Annotated in this window: 12 protein-coding genes; all 12 read right to left on the reverse strand. The window is 51.7% G+C overall.

The features are described from left to right. Positions 1-274: 274 nt before the first annotated feature. The 12 genes from CHB92_RS23335 to CHB92_RS23390 all read right to left on the reverse strand — a co-directional run bounded on the left by CHB92_RS23335 (position 275) and on the right by CHB92_RS23390 (position 21221). Positions 275-1687, reverse strand: a complete 1413-nt coding sequence (locus CHB92_RS23335; RefSeq protein ID WP_089321654.1) for an arylsulfatase — start codon at positions 1685-1687, stop codon at positions 275-277. A 5-nt stretch (positions 1688-1692) separates the two neighbouring features. After that, the gene (locus CHB92_RS23340) at positions 1693-3243 is read right to left on the reverse strand and encodes a sulfatase family protein (protein ID WP_089321655.1); all 1551 of its coding nucleotides are present in this window, start codon (positions 3241-3243) and stop codon (positions 1693-1695) included. A gap of 18 nt (positions 3244-3261) precedes the next feature. After that, positions 3262-4770 carry a sulfatase family protein gene (locus tag CHB92_RS23345; protein ID WP_089321656.1) on the reverse strand — a complete coding sequence of 503 codons (1509 nt, stop codon included), beginning with the start codon at positions 4768-4770 and terminating at the stop codon, positions 3262-3264. Positions 4771-4802: 32 nt separating this feature from the next. Beyond that, on the reverse strand, positions 4803-5606 hold the full coding sequence (locus tag CHB92_RS23350; protein ID WP_089321657.1) for a glycoside hydrolase family 16 protein: 804 nt from the start codon (positions 5604-5606) through the stop codon (positions 4803-4805). 416 nt (positions 5607-6022) lie between these two features. Continuing rightward, positions 6023-8011, reverse strand: coding sequence for a RagB/SusD family nutrient uptake outer membrane protein (locus tag CHB92_RS23355; protein WP_089321658.1), 1989 nt, complete (start codon positions 8009-8011; stop codon positions 6023-6025). 11 nt (positions 8012-8022) lie between these two features. Next, positions 8023-11286, reverse strand: coding sequence for a SusC/RagA family TonB-linked outer membrane protein (locus tag CHB92_RS23360; RefSeq protein ID WP_089321659.1), 3264 nt, complete (start codon positions 11284-11286; stop codon positions 8023-8025). Between the two features lie 355 nt (positions 11287-11641). Next, complete coding sequence (locus CHB92_RS23365) at positions 11642-13579, reverse strand: peptide-N-glycosidase F-related protein (protein WP_089321660.1); 1938 nt, start codon at positions 13577-13579, stop codon at positions 11642-11644. Between the two features lie 117 nt (positions 13580-13696). Further along, entirely contained in the window at positions 13697-13900 is a 204-nt protein-coding gene (locus CHB92_RS23370; RefSeq protein ID WP_089321661.1) for a hypothetical protein, read from the reverse strand. Positions 13901-13995: 95 nt separating this feature from the next. Then, positions 13996-15258: a glycoside hydrolase family 27 protein gene (locus CHB92_RS23375; protein ID WP_089321662.1), complete on the reverse strand. Its 1263-nt coding sequence runs from the start codon at positions 15256-15258 to the stop codon at positions 13996-13998. Positions 15259-15417: 159 nt separating this feature from the next. After that, positions 15418-18546, reverse strand: coding sequence for a glycoside hydrolase family 2 TIM barrel-domain containing protein (locus CHB92_RS23380; RefSeq protein WP_089321663.1), 3129 nt, complete (start codon positions 18544-18546; stop codon positions 15418-15420). Positions 18547-18606: 60 nt separating this feature from the next. Next, positions 18607-19830, reverse strand: a complete 1224-nt coding sequence (locus CHB92_RS23385; protein WP_089321664.1) for a glycoside hydrolase family 27 protein — start codon at positions 19828-19830, stop codon at positions 18607-18609. 224 nt (positions 19831-20054) lie between these two features. After that, positions 20055-21221, reverse strand: a complete 1167-nt coding sequence (locus tag CHB92_RS23390; RefSeq protein ID WP_089321665.1) for a sialidase family protein — start codon at positions 21219-21221, stop codon at positions 20055-20057. Between the last annotated feature and the right edge of the window lie 45 nt (positions 21222-21266).

The following is a 21266-nucleotide window of genomic DNA, read 5'->3' on the forward strand; positions in this document are numbered from 1 at the left end:
GCTTTCCTGCTGCGGTGGCTTTGAAGGCTGTACTTCAAGCAGGGTATCAGCAGCAGCAACGGCAAACCGGGAGGGTGTGGCGGATATGCAGCAGGGTGCTTTCTCTCTACTTTCTGAACCAGCATCAGCAGAGGCCTCTACTATCATTTCACTTCTCTGCTGCGTGCAACACGACAGAAAAACAGTTAATGACAAAACAGCTTCTATACAATATCTCATACCTGTGCTAAACTCATGAGTGACGTTACCAAGGCTCTTGTTTTTGCGCCCTCACCTATTTGCTTAATCTGTCAGTAACTAGAGGAAAACTCTCGTGCTCAACGTGCGCAAATTCCATAATACGCTCTATTTCCTGCACCACCTCCGGGTGTACGGCACTGACATCTGTCGTCTCGGCGGGGTCGGTAGCTAGGTTAAACAGCTGCACCGGTGCCCTGCTATCGGCAACTACACCGATCCGCACGCCTTTCCAGTCGCCCAGGCGCACAGCCTGTCGGCCGCCGTCCTCGTGGAATTCCCAGTACAGGAATTTGTGCTGTGCCTGTTTACCCTTTGAGGTAAGCATGGGAAGTATGGAGATGCCGTCGATGTTTTGCGGGGCGGGCTGGCCTGTGAGCTCGGCGAAGGTGGGTAGAAAATCCCAGAAGGCGCCGATGTAATCCGACTGTCTTCCCTTCCTGATCATGGATGGCCAACTGGCAATCACCGGCACCCGGATGCCCCCCTCATACAAATCGCGTTTGATGCCCCTGAAGCCACCGCTGCTGTTAAAGAACTCCGGCTGATTGCCTCCCTCTCGGTGCGGCCCGTTGTCGCTGGCGAACACTATCAGCGTGTTTTTCTCGATGCCCTGTGTTTTCAGCGCCTGCACTACCTCCCCTATATAATTATCCACTTTCGTCACCATGGCGGCATAGGCGGCTTTGGGGTAGGCCTGCGGCTGATAGCCTACACCTTGCCAGCCGGCTTTTACCGGCTGTGGCTGCTCGTTAAACTTGCGCTTATACTTCTCAAACACCTCATCGCCCTCCGGCAGTTGAAGCGCCGCGTGCGGCAGCGTGTAAGCCAGGTACAGGAAGAAAGGATTATTGGCGTTGTCTTCCAAGAAGTTCAAGGCCTCTTTCTGAATGATGTCGGCCGCGTACTCCTGCTGATCGGTAGGCGTGTTAGATAAGTCTACCCGCTGCCCGTTATCCCACAGATGGTCAGGAAAGAAGTTATGCGATTGCCGCTGGCAGTTGTAACCGAAGAACCGGTCAAACCCCTGCTTATTAGGCTCTCCCGCAGAGCTAGGATAGCCGAGTCCCCACTTGCCGAAGAGGCCGGTGGTATAGCCGGCCCGGAGAAACATCTCGGCCATGGTAAAAGTGGAGTCGGGGATGGGGTATTGCCCCTCAGGCTCGATTTCGAAGTTGCCCCGCACAGGTGTGTGGCCAGTATGCTTGCCAGTCATTAGGGATGCCCTAGACGGAGCACAAACCGAGGTGCCCGCGTAAAACTGAGTAAACCGAACTCCATTTGCTGCCAACTTGTCTAGGTTAGGTGTCTCGATCAGCTCCTGCCCGTAGCACCCCAAGTCACCATAGCCCATGTCGTCTACCAGGATAAAGACAACGTTCGGCTTTTTCTGTGCAAAGGCTGCCAGCGTACAGCAGCAGGACAGGAGGAGAAGGGTTAGTTTTTTCATGCTTCTTAAATTGATGAATTGTTGGCGATCTTCTTCTCCATCAGTTGTCGGGCTCCCTCATCCTCATACTTGTCCACAAGCTTCTCGAGCTGTTTCATAAGCTTGGACGTCAGGTTCTCGTAGCCCTTCATGCCGTAAAGGTTATGCAGCTCATGTGGGTCCTTCTTCAAGTCATACAACTCCCAGGCCTCCACTCGTTTGTAAAATCGAATAAGTTTATAGCGATCCGTCTTGATACCAAAATGTGGAGATACCGCATGCTCCCCGTTCTCATAGTAGTGGTAGAAGATCGCGTCGCGTCCCTTGGCCTTGTTATTTGTCAGCAGCGGTAGCATAGACTCGCCCTGCATATCTTTAGGGACGGCCAGGCCCGCCGCATCCAGCATGGTCGGTGCAATGTCGAGGTTCATGACAAAGTGCTCTGATTTAGTACCCGGCTTTATGACGCCGGGGTAACGCAAAACCATAGGGGTCCGGAAGGACTCCTCGTACATGAAGCGCTTGTCGAACCAGCCGTGCTCACCCATAAAGAAGCCCTGATCTGACAAATAAACCACGATAGTGTTGTCCGTCAGGCCTTGCTTGTCCAAGTAGTCAAGAGTACGGCCTATATTGCGATCCAACGAAGCGGCTGTGCTCAGATAGTCGCGCATGTAGCGCTGATATTTCCACTCGGCCAGCTCCCGCCCCGATAGGTTACGTGCCTTAAGATCTTCGTAGATTGGTTTGTAGTAGGCGTCATATTTTGCTTTCTGCTCTGGGTTCATGCGAATCACGCTGCCTTCCCGCACGCTGTCGTAATTTGCGTGCATCTTCAGGTCATAGTCCATGATCATATCCTCAGCAATGGACATCTCCTGCACTTGGGCTGCCTTGCGCCCAGCGTAGGCGTCATAGAAAGTTGCCGGTAACTGGAATACTTTGCCATCGAACATGCCAAAATCAGCTGTGTCGGGCAGCCATACGCGGTGTGTGGCCTTCTGACCGATTATCAGGCAGAAGGGCTTGCTTGTGTCCCGCTGGTCGAGCCAATCCTCGGCCACATCCTCAGTTACATTGGTCACGTAGCCCTCTATTCGTTTGCGACTACCGTCCATCATTAAAAAATCGGGATTATAGTACTGCCCTTGGCCTGGTAGGATCTGCCAGTAGTCGAAGCCCTGCGGTTCGGTTTCAAGGTGCCACTTGCCAATCCAAGCGGTCTGGTAACCACCCTTGCGAAGTGTTTTGATAAAGGTATTCTGACGGCCATCAAAGCTGGAGTTCTCGTTATCCTTAAAACCATTCTTATGACTGTACTTGCCCGTCAGGATCACTGCCCGGCTCGGCCCACAAATCGAGTTGGTAACATAACCTTTGTTGAGCGTGGCCCCCTCCCTTGCGATGCGATCAATGTTAGGCGTCTGCATCAGGTCGCCGCCGTAAGCACTGATAGCCTGGAAGGCATGGTCGTCCGAGATGATGATAACAATGTTAGGTTGTCTGCCCTTCTGCTGGGCTAAGGACGTCAGGCTCCAAACTAGCCCGGCCATCAGTAGGATTAAGTGCTTTTTCATGGTTGAATGCATACTTGATTACCTGTTTTTGCCTGTCTCCTTGATCTGCTGCAGAAGATGAGATAACTCTTCTACTTTTTCCGGATACTGCGCAGCCAAATTCTGCTGTTCGCCTGTGTCCTGGCGCAGGTCGTAGAGTTGGGGCTCGGATGAATTGCCCAACTCTATGTCGGTCTGGTCATTGTAGGCCCTGCCACTACCGGGCGCAATGTACTTCCAGTGGTCCTTGATAATAGCGAGCGTGCCAGCGTGCAGCACCAGCACCTCTCTTCCCTGCGTTGACTCACCCATGAGCACTTTCATCATGTCTTGGCTATCGGGGGCATCGGTGGGCGTCAGCGGCTGGCGCAACATTGTAGCAAAGGAGGATAGCAGGTCAACCTGTGAGACAAGGGCATCTGACTCGCCTGGCTTTATCCTATCAGGCCATCTTACAATCCATGGCACACGCATGCCTGCCTCAAAGACGCTATACTTGCCCCCACGTAAGGCACCAGCTGGTTGGTGGCCGCTCTGTTTAGTGACCGCTTCGTCCTCATAACCATCGTCAAGCACTGGGCCGTTGTCGCTGGTGAAAATAATAAGCGAGTTCTTGGATAATCCCAGATACTCAAGCTCCTTCATGATCTCCCCCACTGCCCAATCCAGCTGCAATATGGCATCCCCACGATAGCCCAACATGCTCATGCCCTTGAAAAGTGTGGAGGGCATGCGTGGCACGTGGGGCTCAGTAAGTGAATAGAACAAAAAGAAAGGTTCCTTTTGGTGCTCTTCTATGAAGTCCTTGGCTTTTTGCAGGAAGGTCAACGGCACTTCCTCGTCAGTCCAGCGGGCCTTAGTGCCGCCGCTCATGTAGCCGATGCGGCCAATGCCGTTGACAATGGTGTTGTCGTGCCCGTGGTTAGGCGAAGCCTTCATTTTAAGGAGCTCTGGGTTCTCTTTGCCAGTAGGGTCATTGCCAACCTTCTCTCTGTAGTCAACCTTGATAGGATCCGAGGAGTCAAGCCCCACTACGCGGTGGTTCTCCATGAAGACAGTGGGTACTCTATCGGCTGTGGCAGGGTAGATAAAGGAGAAATCAAAACCTACTTCGCTAGGGCCAGGTTTAATGTCTTCATTCCAGTTTTTCCCGACTGCATCGCCCAAGCCCAGGTGCCATTTGCCAACAATACCGGTTTTATAGCCAGCTTTCTTGAACAAGCCCGGTAGCGTGAGCTTACCTGTAGGAACAATCAACGCTGCGTTTCCAGGCAAAACACCTGTGCCCTGCTTCCGCCAAGGGTATTCCCCTGTCATCAGGGCATAGCGTGAGGGAGTACAAGTGGAGGATGTGGCATAGCCGCGGGTGAACCGCATACCTTGGACGGCTAGTTTATCAATGTTGGGGGTTGATATTTTCGTAGCACCATAGCTGCTAAGGTCGCCGTAGCCTAAGTCATCAGCATAGATTAGTATGACATTCGGTTTTTGCTGCGCATAGGCCTGCGACACAAGACACAATGTTAGCAGCAGCAATTTTATTTTCATACATGGTTGGCTTTGCATACGGCTTTAGAAGTTTATTTCTGACCATTACTATTCTGATAAACCCTCACCCAGTCTACTATCATCTGGACAGGCAGGTCCTCATCCTTTATACTTCCCACCCAATTGCCACCAAGTGCCTGGTCTAGGATAATAAAAAAGTCCTGATCGAATGGCCACTGTGAAGGGTCGGCATTCTCTAACTTAGGGTACGAGAAGGTTTTCTGGCCATTTATAAAAAAATCTAATCGGTCGGGATGCCATTCCAGGCCAAACGTGTTGTACTCGTCTTCTTTGAAAGGTGCTGTAGCGAAGTATAACGGGTTTGTTTTCTGATTTAAGTTGTCAATGTAGTGGCTGTGCAGTGTTTGATATACAATGGAATCATAATTGAGGTGCTCCATAATATCTATCTCCCCACTATGTGGCCAGCCCCCATATCTACCTTCCTGTGGCATAAGCCAGATGGCTGGCCAGGAGCCTTTGCCTTTTGAGAGCTTGGCTCTTACTTCAACTTTGCCATACCGGAAAGCAAATTTATCTTTGGTTTGTATACAGGCGGTCTGGTATTTTGCTGTATCTGCCGAATCTTCGTTCTGGATTCCCCTCAGGTACAGCTGTCCATCCTTAACAAAAGTGGTAGCCGGGTTATCAGCACAATAACAGGCCCAATCAGGTGATCGTCTGCCCGAGAAGCTCCATTTGGTAGAGTCTGGTGCTCCCTCTGTTTCAAACTCATCTTCCCACTGCAGTGTCCATTCAAGGGCGTTTCCCTTCTGAGGCAGAGATGTACAGCTGGTACAGAGAAGTAAAAGAAGGACGAGAAGACGCTGTATCATGTTCTAAGCTTTTAAAGGGTAAAAGGGTAAAAGGGGCCGCAAATGACCGAATGGCCAGCAGTCCCCCATTACCTTAACTAAAACTACTACTTACACCAATCTAATCTTACTATTCTACTAACCTGCCTTAACGACTCAGGCTTTGAAGCTATCAATGCGGTACATGTTTACAAGAGGTGCGTTCAGTTCTTTATCTCAAAAGAGAAGCTCCTGGACGACAAAGCCTTTGAATGTATGAGAAAGACAATGCCCCTAATGTTCTACTTTATAACAGCATCGTCGGGAAAAAATCAAAGTTCTTACACCTATGGTGAAGTTGCTGTCTTGGTCAGTACTAAAGCCCTAGTAGGCCTCAACCCTCCTGCATATATCACATAGGATAGAGGAATTACCTATGTGATATATGCAAAAAAGACCTACTCTGTTGCTCCGGCATTTGCCTGTAGCGGCCAGCCAGGATTCTGATAAATCAGAGAGCCTTCAACCCCACTATCGGACGTAATTAAGAAGTGTTGTATAGCGATCGGTTCCAAGTAGTGAGCGGTGGCCCATCTGTAACCGTCCTTCACTTGATTAGTGCCTGAGAGGTTCACGCGGTAAGGACGTAGATAAGCACTTTCTGATTGTTTGGAAACGTTAGCCGTTCTACCGGGAGTATCTGCTTCGATCAACAGAGAACTTCCGTTCTCATCCTTATACCACTCCTGCATGGGTCCCCATACTTTAAATCCTTCGATTATATGTGGACTATCCCTGAGTTGATCCAGCGCTCTCCAACGCTTCAGGTCAGTATAACGCATGCCCTCTGCTATAAACTCACTGCGCCGTTCGCGACGTATATTATATAGCGTTGCATCAGATAACAATTGTCCGGCAGAATAAGCAGCGAAGTCATTCTTAGCCTCTGCATTCATGTCCGTGGCAGCTATCGTTACAGTAAAATCAGGATTAACACCAGCTCTTGTCCGAATAGCTCTCCAGTACTGCTCAGCTTTTCCATTTATACTTCCCTCCTTCAGGTAAGAAGCCTCGATGTAATTCAAATAGGCCTCCGCAGCTCGGAACACAATGCTTCCTATGGAACCTCTGCTGCCTTCCGACTCTTTGAAGCTATATGCCATGCCCTTCTTAACAGAATAGCCGGTTACATCCCGTGTCTCAGCCAAGCCGATAATGTCTGGTCTTCCAATTAGAATCGGAGATCCATCCTGATTAGTGTTATCCTTGTACATCAGCTCCCCTGGAACCTTCATAAACAGCTGCAGACGGTTATCGCGGCCCACTTTAACATACGAGATGTCATCATCACCCTCGTATCCTGATCCTACAGCGTATATAGGTAGGCCATTGCTCATCAAGAAGTTATCAACAAATCCCCTGGTATAACCTGTGTTAGCTCCATTCCGGTTGATGTAGTGATTTACATTGTGACTGATGCCCTGCGTTGGATCATATTGACGCCACAGCAGGACCTCGGAATACTTACTCAAGTCCTGATCCGCGAACATTTTGAAGTAAGGATTAGTAGAGGAGTTGTAGCCGTCATCCTGTATGTTTTGAACCAACGGCACGGCATCCGCCACTGCAGAAGATGCCTCCATAGCTTCTGTCAGGAAGAAGTCTATCTCTTCTTCAATATTGAAGTTGAAATTCTCTACTTTCCCGGCTCCCGGCCACCCAGGACCACCCGGAACGTGAGCAGTGCCCCTATGGTAGATCAGCCAGGTAGCCTCGTGCAGGGCAACGCGCGATTTAAAGAGCTGTGCCGCCTGCTTTGAGATACGGTTTTTACCTCCCGGAGGCGCTGTGCTTAGCAGCTGTATAGCTGAGTCCAGGTCGGAGATGATAAAACGGGCCACCTCGTTGCGAGGCCTACGCTTAGAGGCTAATTTCAGCTGGTCTAACTGGTCAGGCAATGTATTCTTTATAATCGGGAAGTCGCCAAGCTCCTGTACTTTGTCAAAGTACTCGTAAGCTCGCAGAAAATATCCCTCTCCAACGTAATGTGCTATGTTGTTGGTGCTGCCGGTAATTCCACCCTTCTTCCAACGAGGGACTACTGTTTCCAGAAAGTAATTTGCTTGGCGGATGTTGCCAAAGTTCCAGCTACCTCCTGACTGTGGGACACGCCACTCTCCGGGTACCCAACGGGTTGCAAACCCACTGCTTGCCTGGTTATCGGTATGATTATCATATCCAAATATACCAGGCCCCCATCCCCCATGTGTTGAAAAGTTGTACCGGGCAATGGTATAGGCTGCCAAGTCCGCCTCACTCCACAGGTAATTTTCAGGTGTTACATCAGACAGGGGTGCCCTGTCCAAGTAATCATTGCAGCCCGTTATTCCAACAAAACCGAGGAATATCAACACTGTATATATCTTATTGCTAATTAATCTTTTCATTTGTTGGATTATTAGAGGTTAAGGTTTAGGCCGAAAGAAAACACCCGAGCAAACGGGTACGTCTTGCCGTCATTCCACCCATTCAGGCCTACAGACTCCGGATCAAAAATGTCGATCATGTCTGAAAAAGTAAGCAGGTTCTCACCAGACACATAAATTCTTACACGAGACACTCCAACCTTTGAAGTAAGGCTTGTAGGCAGGGAGTAGCCAAGTTGTACGTTCTTCAATCTCAGGTAAGCGGCATTCTGCAGGTAACGGGTCTGCGTTTGCTGGTTCTTCCAACCATATTGGAAATCTGGCGCAGGGAAGTAAGAGTCAAGGTTTATGTCAGCTACACCCGCCTCCACCATTGGAGAAGTCTCATTACGGAAGAAGTCCATGTGCTCTACAAAGCCAGCAGACTGCCACATGCCCCCATTCACACCCCAGAAGTAAGGCCCATTGGGCATATAGTCTCTCTTTCCAACACCTTGCATGAAGACGCGTACATCAAAACCTCTCCACTCGCCCGTTAAGTCCAGGCTGTACCTGTATCTTGGATTACTGTTACCTATTATACTTCGGTCTCCGGGATTATCCAACGTCTCTGCACCGCCATCAATTCTCCCATCACCGTTCAGGTCTGCATACATGATGTCGCCTGCTCCCCAATTGCTACCCATGCCGCTCTGGTCTACATTTTCCAGGTGGGCATCCATCTCAGCCTGTGTTTTTGCTATGCCTACCGTCGTATAGCCCCAGATCTCTCCGAACTTTCTGCCGTTATAATATTGGTTGAGGTTTCCCGTTTCATTAGGGTATTTCGTTACCTCCTGTATAGCGTCTGCCAGCACGGCACGTACCCCATAGTTAAAGCCACCAATATTATCTTGCCAACTGGCTTCAATTTCAAAACCACGTGACTCCATATCAGTATTGTTGATTTGGGGAACGCCAGTACCTAGTGTGACAGGAAGCTCAGGCGCTGGGCCAACCATATCAAAGGTTTTGCGCTTGAAGTAGTCGAAGTTCAGGTTAAGGCGGTTATTCAGCATAGCAAGGTCAAAACCCGCATTCCAGCTGCTCACTCTCTCCCATGTCAAAAGTGTACTCACAATACCTGGAGCGCCAGCAGTGTTGGGTTTCTGACCACCAATCAACCAACCTCCACTGTTCATACTAATTGGCTGCAGGCTGTAGAAGGGATACCAATTGTTTGTTTGCTGGTTTCCAAGCTCTCCATAGGACCCTCTAAGCTTGAACATCTGGATTACATCATCGATGGTCCAAAAGTCCTCCTGCGCCACATTCCAGCCTGCTGAAACAGATGGGAACAGGTTCCATCTTTTATCCTCTATGAACCGGGAGCTTCCATCGTAGCGTGCATTCAGTTCCAGCAGGTACCGCTCCTTAAAGTTGTAGTTCAGACGAGCGAAGAAGCCAGCAATTGCCCAGTGCTGATACCCACCAGCAGTGGCTCTGCTATCCTCTGTCGCTGTGTTAATCGTTGGCAAGGTCGGTGTGATCAGACTGCTTCTAAAGCCTCCTAAATCACGGTATTTGGTCAACTCAGAGTTGAAACCGCCCAATACCTTAAAGCTATGGACATCGTTGATGTTGAACTCATAATCAGAGTAGATGTTGGAACTGAAATAATTTTCCTTTAGAGCATATTCAGACACGGAACTGTAGCCACCGGAGTTCCACCCTACGGAAACAGGGTAAGGTTCTCCATTCACATCATACCCATAGGCCGGTAGCACATCAGTATGGCTGTTCCGGTTTTGGATACGATAATTTCCATTGGCAATAATGCTCCATCCCTTTGCCGGCGTAAGGGTTAGCTGAGCCTGCTGGTAAATCCAGTCATTCTGGTTTATCACTCGGCCACCTTCCCTCAGTTGTGCGATCTCACTTGGATCAGACCAATTGCCATTAGGGTCTTTAACCGGCACAGTAGGCCAGCGGCGGGCGACGTTATGGTAGAACAGACTGGTTTGATGCGTGGCTCTGGTAAAGTCTTCTCGAACGTATCTGGCCGTATAGTTGAACTTAGCCAGCTTGCTAATGGTCGTATTGATCTTCCCAGTAAAGGTATAGCGCTGAAACTCATCCCCGGCATGTCTAGTAAGCCCTCCCTGATCTAGATAACCAGCTGACACATAAAACTGCGTGTTCTCCGTTCCGCCATTCAGGTTCACATTATGCTCCTGGGAAAAGGAACGATCCTTGTACTGTTCTTTAAACCAGTCTGTATTCGCATGAGAACCGGCGTAATACTGGTATCTGTCACCATTAGCGTTCGGCACCGTTCCATAGTCTATTTCCCCGCGTTGATACTGCAGGATACGGTCCAGCACTTCTTGTGAGAACTTAGGGGACTCACCACCATTGGCTGCCGCTTCGTTCCAGTACATCGCGAAGGTATGCGAGTCCATCATCGTTGGCAGGCCCATCGGCTCAGCAAGCCGGAAGTTATTGTTGTAACCAACCCGGGCTTTCCCAACCTTACCAGCCTTTGTAGTAACCAGGATAACACCGAAGGGAGCGCGGGATCCATAGATGGAAGAGGCCGCAGCATCTTTCAGTACCGTCACCGACTCAATGTCCTGTGGGTTAATAGCGTTCAGGTCCCCTTCCATACCATCTATAAGGACAAGAGGCGAAGAAGACGTAGAACCGATTGTACCAGCACCGCGAATATTAAAGTTGAGCGGCTGGTTCAGCTCTCCTCCCAACCCTGTGGTTTGCAAATTCAGGCCAGGTATTAGGCCCTGCAGTGCCTGCCCCACGTTTTGCACAGGCCGAGACTCTAATACCTCTGAGCTTACCGTTGAAACGGAACCAGTCAGGTTAGCCTTTCTCTGCTCACCATAGCCAACCACCACCACTTCCTCCAGAGCCTTCGCGTCTTGGCGTAGCACTACGTTTATGGTAGCCTTCCCCTCAACTGGTATTTCCTGGCTTACGTAGCCAATAAAGGAGAACACCAAAGTTCCACCCTCGTCCTTTGGCACGTTCAAGCTAAACGACCCATCAACCCCTGTTGTGGTGCCTCTCACCGTCCCCTTTAAGACAACAGTAACCCCAGGAAGTGGCTCCCCTTCGGCTGTCGTAACCTTTCCCTGTACAGTAGTAGCTTGCTTTAGGACTTTTTCACCTGCAAACGCACTAAACACAACTTGCTGCCGCCTGGGCTTCACCTTGGAATCAGCCAGCACTTGGCTGCTAAACAGACAGCTTGTTGAACTGGCCATTAACAGCATAATAGATAATCTGGTAGATTTTTTCATATAGGCATTATCATTATAAATAGAATTATTTGATTTCCCTTAGGTAGCAGCACTATGGCAAATGGAGACACAGCAGAATATACCAGATGCGTTGGGCAAGCCTCTCTATAGGGAAATGTTTCACACGCATCCATAATTGAGATAAGCCTAGCGTTAACATACGTTAACGCATTTACACGCATAACTATTCCTGTAACAAGTAGCGTTTTATGTAATAAACATATAATATTGATTTTATAAAAGCAACATATTTAGCAAATTTGTGTGCACGTTAACGCAATTTATACTAAAAGTCACCTACATCCCTGGAAGTCTCTACAGATCCGGCAGGTGTCAGTTCCTGCCTAGTCCCCTTCTATTCTTTCAGGCGGATACGTTTCTTAAACTTTTCCTCCCCATCCACGAAAACCTTCAGGTAAAAGCGGCCTTTGGGATAACGGCTCAAATCATAGGTAAAGACACCTTCCTTTATCTGCTCATACTTTTGTTTCTCCACCACCTTATTTCCGGGATCTGTTTCAATTTGCACCTCCACATTGTGGGGGAAATTGGCGTAGTAATCGAAGGTGGTGGTGTCATTCGTGCGAGTCGGGTATAGGCCAAAGGAACTCTGGTCGGTAACAGGAGCCACCGGGGCACCTACCTCAAAGGCGTAGCTAACCGAGGAGCCAAAGTCCGACTCAAAATCCTTCAGAATGGCGCCATCCTTGTTTAAAAGGCGCAGCTTACCTCGGCCGCCGCGTGGGTTAGCCCAAAACTCCAGCCCATTTCCGGCACTATCCTGAAGAGTAAAGTCGTAGTTGCCTACCGCGAGCTGCACAGTATCGCGGTAAACAGTGTTGGCTTTCAGCGATCCGGCAACACGCTCCCGGATAGTGTTACCCTCGCTGTCTTTAAGCTTATAGCTGTTATGCGTCGGCTCGTTATTCGTCATCAGGTACACGATAAGCATGCCATCCTGACGGGGAACAGCCTCGAAGGTACTGGCCAGGCTGTTATCTGCAGTGTACTTGTCCTTCTTACCGTTTGGCCGCTGCAGTTTTACCTCAAAACGGTTCTGCCCTACTTTGCTGTCAATCACGCCCGACAGGGTGATCATAGCAGTGGCGGCAGGGGCTATTTTTCCGGTCCAGTTGTACTCTCTCTGTTCAAAGCCTTTGGTGCCGTAGCTAATGGCCAAACTTGTAACAGGCAACGCCCCCATGTTTTTCACCACGATGTGCGGCTGCATGTTGGCAGGGTTCTGACGGCGATGTGCATCTTTGAGCGATGGACGAATGATGTCCGTAATGGCCACATCGTTTTTAGCCGCCGGTTTTCTGTACTGGATGATGTAGGCGGTAATGTACTCGTCCGCGCTTGGCTCCGTAGAAGTATAGTCCTCCATGTTGATGTCCACTGTATGCTGGCTGCGGGGCTTCACCGGCAGGTCGTAGAGGTCAGGTTGCATCAAGTCGCCGGGACACCAGTTAGCACGAGCGTACACCCAGGTCCCTGCCTGCGGGTACAGCGGGTTCTCGCCGCACTTTTTCCAGATGTCCCTCCTGTCGATGAGTTTCTGATCAAAGTACACTGCCCTGTATTTGCTGCAGAATTCGGCGCAGTTGTCGGGCTTGTCCATGCCGTGGCCTGTCTGCACTACACGCAGGCGGGCGAAAGCGGCATTTTCATCGGCTGTAAAAATAACCGGCCTCAGCGCGTTCTCAATCGGGTTGGCAGGGTCGCCGTAGCGGTAAGCCCCGTCGTATACTTTCTGAATAGAGATAGGCTCCCAGGCCGGCTTGCCCTTCACGATCTCGAAATCCAGCGTCACGGTCCAGCCGCGGTCTTCGTTGGGCTCCCAGCCCGTGTGATTATACTCTATCTCCACGCTGTCGCGTAGCAGTAGGCTAAAGTCGGTAATATCCACCTCCCAGTCAAAGGTCCAGTCTTTTCCAAAGGCTCCGCCGTACGGCGTCAGCATGCGCCCGATCTCGATGTCCTGCGACTCACCTTCCTTACCACCCGTACGGCGGATGGTGATGTGGTCTTTGTAGTCCCAGTCGGCGCAGCGCATGTCGTCTGGACAGCCCAGGCGCAGCTTCAGTTTTATACTTCGAATGTTCTGGCCTTTGTATGGGAAAACGCCCCAGGCTTTGTAGTGGTTATTGCCCTGGCTTGGATCGGTTACCACCGTCATGCGGTTGTGCGTAACCACATGCAGGGTATCAGAGGCGTGGGTTTGAAGGGTAATAAGGGAAAGTAGGGCAATGAGGCTGTAGCGCCATACTTTAGTTGTTAACCTGTACTTCATTTTTAGAGCATTAATTCTTTATTCTTGTTATTAAAGTCCACTGGCGCGAACGCTGATTGTGCCAATGCCTCTCGCCGCCTCACTTAACGTGACCAGTCTGTGCTTTCCATTAAATGTTTATCCTCCAGCCTTACAAGGGACTCGCTTCATTTCATACTTACTGCTCTCAAGGCCCCAAGGCCTTGTCTTTTCGCATCGCACTGCTTTCGCTTCCTCTGCTCCTGCCTCACAATGTCCCACTACGTTCAGCACCGGAACCCCAAGGCACTCTTTGTAGAGGGCCCCTACCTCCACGGAAAGACTGGGGAAGTTTCTTGCCATGCTTTAGTTGTATGAAGGTATAAGATCCCGTTTTATGTTATGAGCACTTCCATGCCCTACCTCCCCATTCCCACCGCTGCTAATCGGGCACCACCCTACTGGTACTGGAAAACATTGTATGGCCTGGAGGTCCCCTCTAGCTTTAACACCACCACACCATGTGCCGGCACGTCAAAGCGTACTTCTTTCTCTTTTGAAGTCTCAAAGTCCTTTTTCGCCCATAAATCGCGCATGGAGTAGCCTTTGGCGGCATACAGGCCCACAGAATCCGGATGAAAGGCAATGGCAGCGGTTTTCCCGGACCTATTGAGCAGGGCTACGGCCACTTGCCCACTCATGGTAGTCTGCAAGGGTTTCGCCCATACTTCCAGATCGCCTTTATCCACCAGGCGGCGGGCCTGGTATACCAGCTTGTCCTGGTTCAGGGCTATTATTTCTTTGTTTGTGAGGATGCTGATCGTTTCCGGGCTCATGTGGCGCAGGTCATTTCCAGCCAGCAGCGGGGAGCTCATCATACACCACATAGAGAAGTGCGTCTTGTCTTCTTCATAGCTCATGCCCCGCCCGACCTGCAGCATGTCCATATCGTTTACGTGGCCCGGAGAGGCATACTTCCAAAGGTCGGCGTTCAAATCTACGATATGCATGACGGAGACAAAGGTATTGTCTATGTCGCCGGAGATGCGCCAGGAGTCTGCCAGCGGCACCACCCAGTCTCCCGGAAACCTCCAGCGGCACACGTTGTATACCACATCCGAACGTATCTGGCGGATCAGGTTACCAATCTGAGTATAGCGGGTTTGCTCATCCAGTCCCAGCCAATCGCCGCCGCACCAGTCCACTTTTATAAAATCGTAGTTCCACTCCTGCAGCAGCAGTTGCAGGTCCTGCGCGTCGTGCCCGTACAGGCCCATGCCTACGCCCACGGTGTCTTTGTCCCAGTAAGAGGCACAGGTGTTAATGCCGGCATCGGAGTATATCCCAGCCTTCAGCCCTTTAGAGTGGATGTAGTCGCTCAGGGACCGCATACCGCTCGGGAATCTTTCCGGATGTGCTATTATCGTTCCCGCCTCGTCTCTACCGCCAAAGAAGCCGTCATCAATATTGACGTAAGTATAACCTGCCTCCTGCATTCCCGACGACACCATGAAATCGGCCTGCGCCCTGATGATGTCCTCGTTTATGTCGGCACGGAAATTATTCCAACTAGACCAACCCATGGTAGGCGTTCTGGGGCGTACTGCCACCGCTGCCGTCTTTCCTGCTGCAGGTACTGTGCTGGGTTCAGCGTTATTGGGCTGGCTTCGGCAGGCAAGCAGCACAAAAAGTAACAAGCAAGGGATGAGCTTTTTGAACATAGTCTGTGAATAGATGAATGTTTGGACCATCTCCGTAGCCAAGCTACCTGGCGCCTCCCTAAACTTAGCTATACCTCTATGCTTTGGAGAGGCGCTAAAGAGCAAACGGAGCAGCCACATGTATACTCCTTGTGCCGCGCCACTAAAAATTGACCAGATCTACTTTTTCACCGGCACGATGCGGTACTCATAATAGTATGGCTTGTTGAGGAAGAGCTTATACTTGTCCAGCGGAAGCAGGCCCCAGCTGTTATTACCGCCTACGCCAAGTTGCTGCAAGTCCACATGCAGGTGGATGTTTTTGTCCGGCTCCAGCGAGCCTGAGTGCGTCTGGTGCTTGTCGAAACCCGGGAACAGCTGATCCGGGCTGTACGGCAGTGCGCTGACGTTCAGCAGCGTGTCGATGTGCTGGATGATAATGCCGGAGCCGTCTTTGCGGCTGATCTTGGCCCAGCGCACATCCGATTTGTTGCCGCTCTCCTGCGGGCGCACGTACGGGTGATACTGCTCTGCAACGCTACCTTCGTACTGACCTACCAAAGCGGAAGTCTTTCTGTCCCAGTAGCTCTCCCACGGACCACGGCCATACCACTCGATGTTTTTAAAGTCGGTTGGCAGCGCCATGTGGTTTCCAACTTTAAAGGTCATCATCTTCAGCTCCTTTAGCGGCTGCACGTTGTTTTTCACCGTAAGGGCGCCCTTGCCGTCAGCTATGATTGTTTGTTCATACTTAAGGCCACCGTCCAACAGCTCCTTCTCAATGTTAACCTGTACCTGCCCGTCAGCCAGCGCCTCCACATTCACCTTCTTCACCACGGCTTTGTCGTCCGCGTCCTTCAGCTCGCGCAGGCGCTTCTGCAGACCCGCGCCAAAGTCGTTGTCGGTGCCGGGGCGCCAGAAGTTTATGCGTGGTCCACTTTCCAAGATCGTCTTGCCGTTGGCTTTGTAAGAAGTGATGTTACCGGTCTTCTTGTCCACCGTCAGGGTGAAGCGCTTGTTACCCAGCTCAATGACCGAGGCGCCGTCCATTACATAGATTTTGTCGTTGCTCGGGGCATAGGCTGGCGGCACAGGCTGGCTCAAGGCAAATTCTTCAAAGGCCAGCTCAGTAACCGCCTTCAGCACGCCCTCATCATTTTTGAGCACCGCTTTTACCTGCAGGTAGTACTCGTGAATCGTATCCGCTTTAATCGCCTCATCCGGCAAGGTAAGCCGTACGGACTGGCCCGGCTGCACGGTCAACTCGCTTATTACGCCAGACTCTACCGCTTTACCATCGCGCAGCAGGGTCCAGTTGAGCTTAAAGTTATCCAGGGTGCGGAAGAAGTACTTGCTGCGCACGCCCAGTTGGTTTTTGTGGAGCGTGAAGGCGATGTTCTGGTACACTTTGCGCACCTCGAAAGCGTGCGGGTGGAAAGTGCGGTCCGCCCCGATCACCCCATTAATAAGGAAGTTGTTATCGCTTGGCGTGTCCCTGTCGCCCCAGTCGCCGCCGTAGCCCAGAATCTTCTTGCCGTCCTTCATGCGGTACACGCCCTGATCTACCCAATCCCAGATAAAACCGCCCTGCAGCACCGGGTACGTCTCAAAAATATCCCAATACTCTTTTAAGTTACCGATGCTGTTGCCCATGGCGTGCGCGTACTCGCAGAGCAGGTAGGGCTGTGTTGGGTTATCCTGAGCGTAGGCAATCACCTCGTCCGGGGTGCGGTACATCTTAGAGTAGATGTCGGTGTTCCAGTCGCCGGAGGCCAGTTCGTAGTGCACTGGTATGGATGGGTCCAGGCTCTTGGCCAACTCGTAGCCGCGGTAGAAATTCCAGCCATTGCCGGCCTCGTTGCCCAGGCTCCAGGAGAAAATGCTCGGGTGGTTACGGTCCCGGCGGATCATGCGGCCGATGCGCGTCAGGTGCGCCAGCTCCCACGCCGGCACGTTGGCCAGCGTGCGGCCCAGGTCGTAGTGCATGCCATGCGACTCTACGTTGGCCTCGTCCATCACGTACAGGCCGTATAAATCGCAAAGCTCATAAAAGTATGGATCGTTCGGGTAATGGCTGGTGCGCACGGCGTTTACGTTCAGCTGCTTCATCAGCTTCACTTCCTCCAGCATGGCCTCCCGGCTCACCACTTGCCCCGTTTCCGGGTGCGTTTCGTGGCGGTTCACACCCTTAAACATCACCGGCTTTCCGTTCACCAAGATCTGCGTGTTCTTGATCTCTACCGTTCGGAAGCCCATTTTGCGGCTGATCACTTCCTGTACTTTGCCATTGCCGTCATACAGCGTGATCTCCAAACGGTACAGGTTCGGCGTCTCGGCGCTCCAGGCTTTGGCGTTAGCAACGCTGGCGTTAAAGCGGAGCTCGGTTTTGCCCTGCTTCATCTTCAGGCCCCAGGTGTTCTGTTGGGCGCTCCACACTTTCCTGCCCTCCGCATCGTATAGGGCCGCCCCTACCTTATACTTCTCCTGGTTCTCGTCGGTGTTATTCCAGGCGGTTACGTGCAGGTTCATCACCCCGTCTCTATAGTTGTTGGCCAGCGAGGCATTGGTCACATAGTCATAAAGGTGCACGTTTGGGCGGGTATAGAGATAGGTGTCTCTGCTGATGCCCGACACGCGCCACATGTCCTGCGCCTCCAGATAACTACCGTCGTTCCAGCGGCGCACCTCCAGGGCAATCAGGTTCTGGCCCTGCTGCACGTAAGGCGTAATATCGAACTCCGATTCCAGCTTGCTGTCTTTGCCCAGCCCCACATACTTACCGTTCACATACAGTTTAAAGGCTGATTTCACAGCTCCCAGGTGAATGAATACGCGCTGGTTATTCCAATAAGCAGGCAGGGTAACCATACGGCGGTAGGCACCGGCCGGTTGGTCGATGTTATCCGGAATATCCGGTGGCTGCGGGTTGGTCATGTTGAACTCGTAGAACGGGTTCACGTAGATCGGCACGCCATAGCCGTTAAACTCCCAGTTGGCCGGCACCGGAAACTCTTTCCAGCTCTTATCGCTGAAGCTAGTGGCGTAGAAATCCTGTGGCAGTTGCTTGTAGTCCTCCGCCCAGTGGAACTTCCACAGGCCGTTCAGCGACAGGAAGCGGGAAGATTTGGCCTTATCGCCGGCAGCGGCTTTGCCAGCGTCCTCAAACGGGAAGTAGGAGGCCCGCATCGGCAGGCGGTTCTCTTCCTGTATGGCCGGGTTCTCAAATACAGGGTCGAGGTAAGGTTTCTGGGCAAGCGCTGGGAAAAAGCCTACCGCCAGCAGGCAGATAAGCGATAAGAATTTATTCATGATAAAGCTAAAAGTTAATTATTTAATGTGCTGCCGGCCTTGAGGCTCAGGATTATACTTCTAAATCCTTTTGAGGCGGAACAGCTTTGTTTCGTGTGACTGCAGGCGGCCTTTCCAGCTTTTGCCTTTGCCCACCGACTTGTGCTCCCACAAGTCGCGCACCTCATACTTCCCGTTAAGCCCCAGTTCAGCCCAGCCTATTCTATAGTTCTTGGCCTGATCGCCCCGGTTCAGGATGGCCACGGCCACCTCGCCGTTCTGAAGCGGCTTCACGAATACGTCCCAGGCGCCGCCGTGCACCTTGCGCTCGGCCTGTTTGCCCAGCGGGTCCTGGTTGATGGCAATCACCTCTTTGTTGAGCAAGATGCGCTTTGTGGCTTCGTTCATGTTGCGCACGTCGTTGGTGGCAATAAGCGGAGAGGCCATGATGCTCCACAAGCTCATCTGGCTCTCGTACTCAGTGTCGTTCATACCCACCCCGCCCATGTCGCCGGAGGGGCCTGGCTTGCCGTAAAGCCCCACCACCAGCATGTCGGCATCGTTCCAGCGGCCAGGGCCAGCGTAGGCATGCAACTCGGCGTTGATATCCAATATGTCGATGATGCCCTCGGCGTTCTCATCGCTGCTCAGGTTCTTCCACTTGTCGCGCACATCATAGGTGGTACGCCACAGCTGCCCCCCGGCTTCGGCGGCCCAGTGCCAGGGTTTAAGTTGTCCCCACTCACATACCCCGAACACGATCTCGCGGCCGCTCTTGCGCAGGGCCTGGCTCATTTTAGTATAGCGCTCCACGGCTGTTGCCGAGTCCTTAGGGGCATGGCAGTAGTCATACTTCAGGTAGTCGATGTCCCAGGAAGCGAAAGTCTTCGCATCCTGCTCCTCAAAGCCTAGACTGGCCGTATAGCCGGCACACGTTAGCTGCGCCGCATCAGAGTAGATGCCCAGCTTGATGCCCTTTTTGTGCACATAATCGGCCAGCGCCTTGATGCCGGAGGGAAACTTCTTAGGGTCCGCGGTGATGTTGTTGCGGTTGTCACGGCCTCCCTGCCAACCGTCGTCGATGATGATGTAGTTGTAGCCGGCCTCCACCATGCCCGAGGCCACCATCGCGTCGGCCATCTCGCGGATGTCCTTCTCGTGGATGTTGTCGGCAAAGAAGTTCCAGGTCATCCAGCCCATCGGGGGTGTAGGTGTCAAGGGCTCCTGGCCGGAAGCGGATTGCTGCGCGTGCGCAGTAAGTAAGCAAAGGCTCAATGTCAGCAAGGCAAGCGCTCTTCTCATCATGGTATATCTTTGACATGTTTTTATAGGGAGATCCCTGCAGCAGTACGCCAGCGTCCTACAGGCAATATGGCTCTGATACCCCTGCTACAAGCAAAGGGCTATACTTGCCAATACTCTTTCACCATGCCACTGCTCGTCTCAGGCTATAAATGCAGGAAATCAGGGAACGATAAAAAACGTTAATTCGGCAGGTATGCAAATACATTTACATCAGAGGAAAACCCCTATTTCTTCCTCTCCACCACGGTGAACACAATCTTTTGGTAGCCGTCCTTCTCGTACAGCACCCCGACTTCCTTCTTCCCTACCTTCACAAGGTCTGAGTAGGCAGCATGGTCTTTTTCGCCGTTTTTGCTCTTCGCAATAGTGTACTGCTCCGGCCATGTTTTACCTTCGTCATAGCTGATGCGCAAGGTCAGGTTATCGCGGCGCTGCGGGTCGGCGGCATTGCTAAAGGCAAGGATAGCCTTCCCTCTCTTTTTTCCTAACCGAAGTAAACTTCCCTGATTTACCGGATCGGGTAGTTGGCGGTCGAAGTAGGTAGTGTCCCAAGTCGTACCGCCGTCGCTGCTTATGCTCACAATGCGGGCGCGCACATCGCCCTGCTGGTTGCGGATATTCATCATCAACCTGTTGTTGGTAAGCTCAGCTGCCATCGCCTCGTTGCCTCCAGACTCCGGCACTGTCTGGCTGATCTTAAATGTTTTGCCGTGGTCATCGGTGTAGAACCCATGGGCATAGTAATCTTCTGCTGAGCTTTTGGGCTTACCCTGCGAATGATTAGCCGCCACAAAAATTCTGCCTCTGTACTTGCCGTCGGAAAACTGTATGGCGTGACCAGGTGTGTTAGCATACGCCCGCCAGTCTTCCTTATAGGTATAAGCGGGGTTAGCAGAAGGCATGTTCGGGCGGTGCACCTGTGTGGTAATATTTACGGGCTCGGACCAGGTCTGGCCCTCGTCGGTGGAGGTGACGTACCATACTTCGCGGAATCCCTTGCCGCTGCGCACCTCATGCTCATGAGCATTGCCAGTATTATAGAACAGAAAGATCCGGCCTTTCGGATAGGCAGGGTCCGTCATATCTACCACGGGAGCGGCGTTGCCGGCCTGCAGGGTATCATAATCTATTACCGTCTGTAAGGCTGACCAGGTCTTGCCTTTATCTGAACTGCGCTTCATCACAATATTTACGTCGCCGAAGTCGGCAGCGCCATGCACCCTGCCCTCTGCAAAAGCCAGAATGTCTCCATTCGGCAGGCCGATAACAGCCGGGATACGGTAGGATTTGTGCCCCTCCTGACCGGAGATAAACACGGGCACATTGTTGACCTGGGCTTGGGCAAGAAGTGTGGTAGATAGAAAGGCAAGGGTAAATAACAAGCGTAACATGGGAAGCTAGTAAGTTAAAGGGTTAGAAAATTAAAGGTCTGAGAC

The sequence above is a fragment of the Pontibacter ummariensis genome (genome assembly GCF_900188175.1).
Lineage (GTDB): Bacteria > Bacteroidota > Bacteroidia > Cytophagales > Hymenobacteraceae > Pontibacter > Pontibacter ummariensis.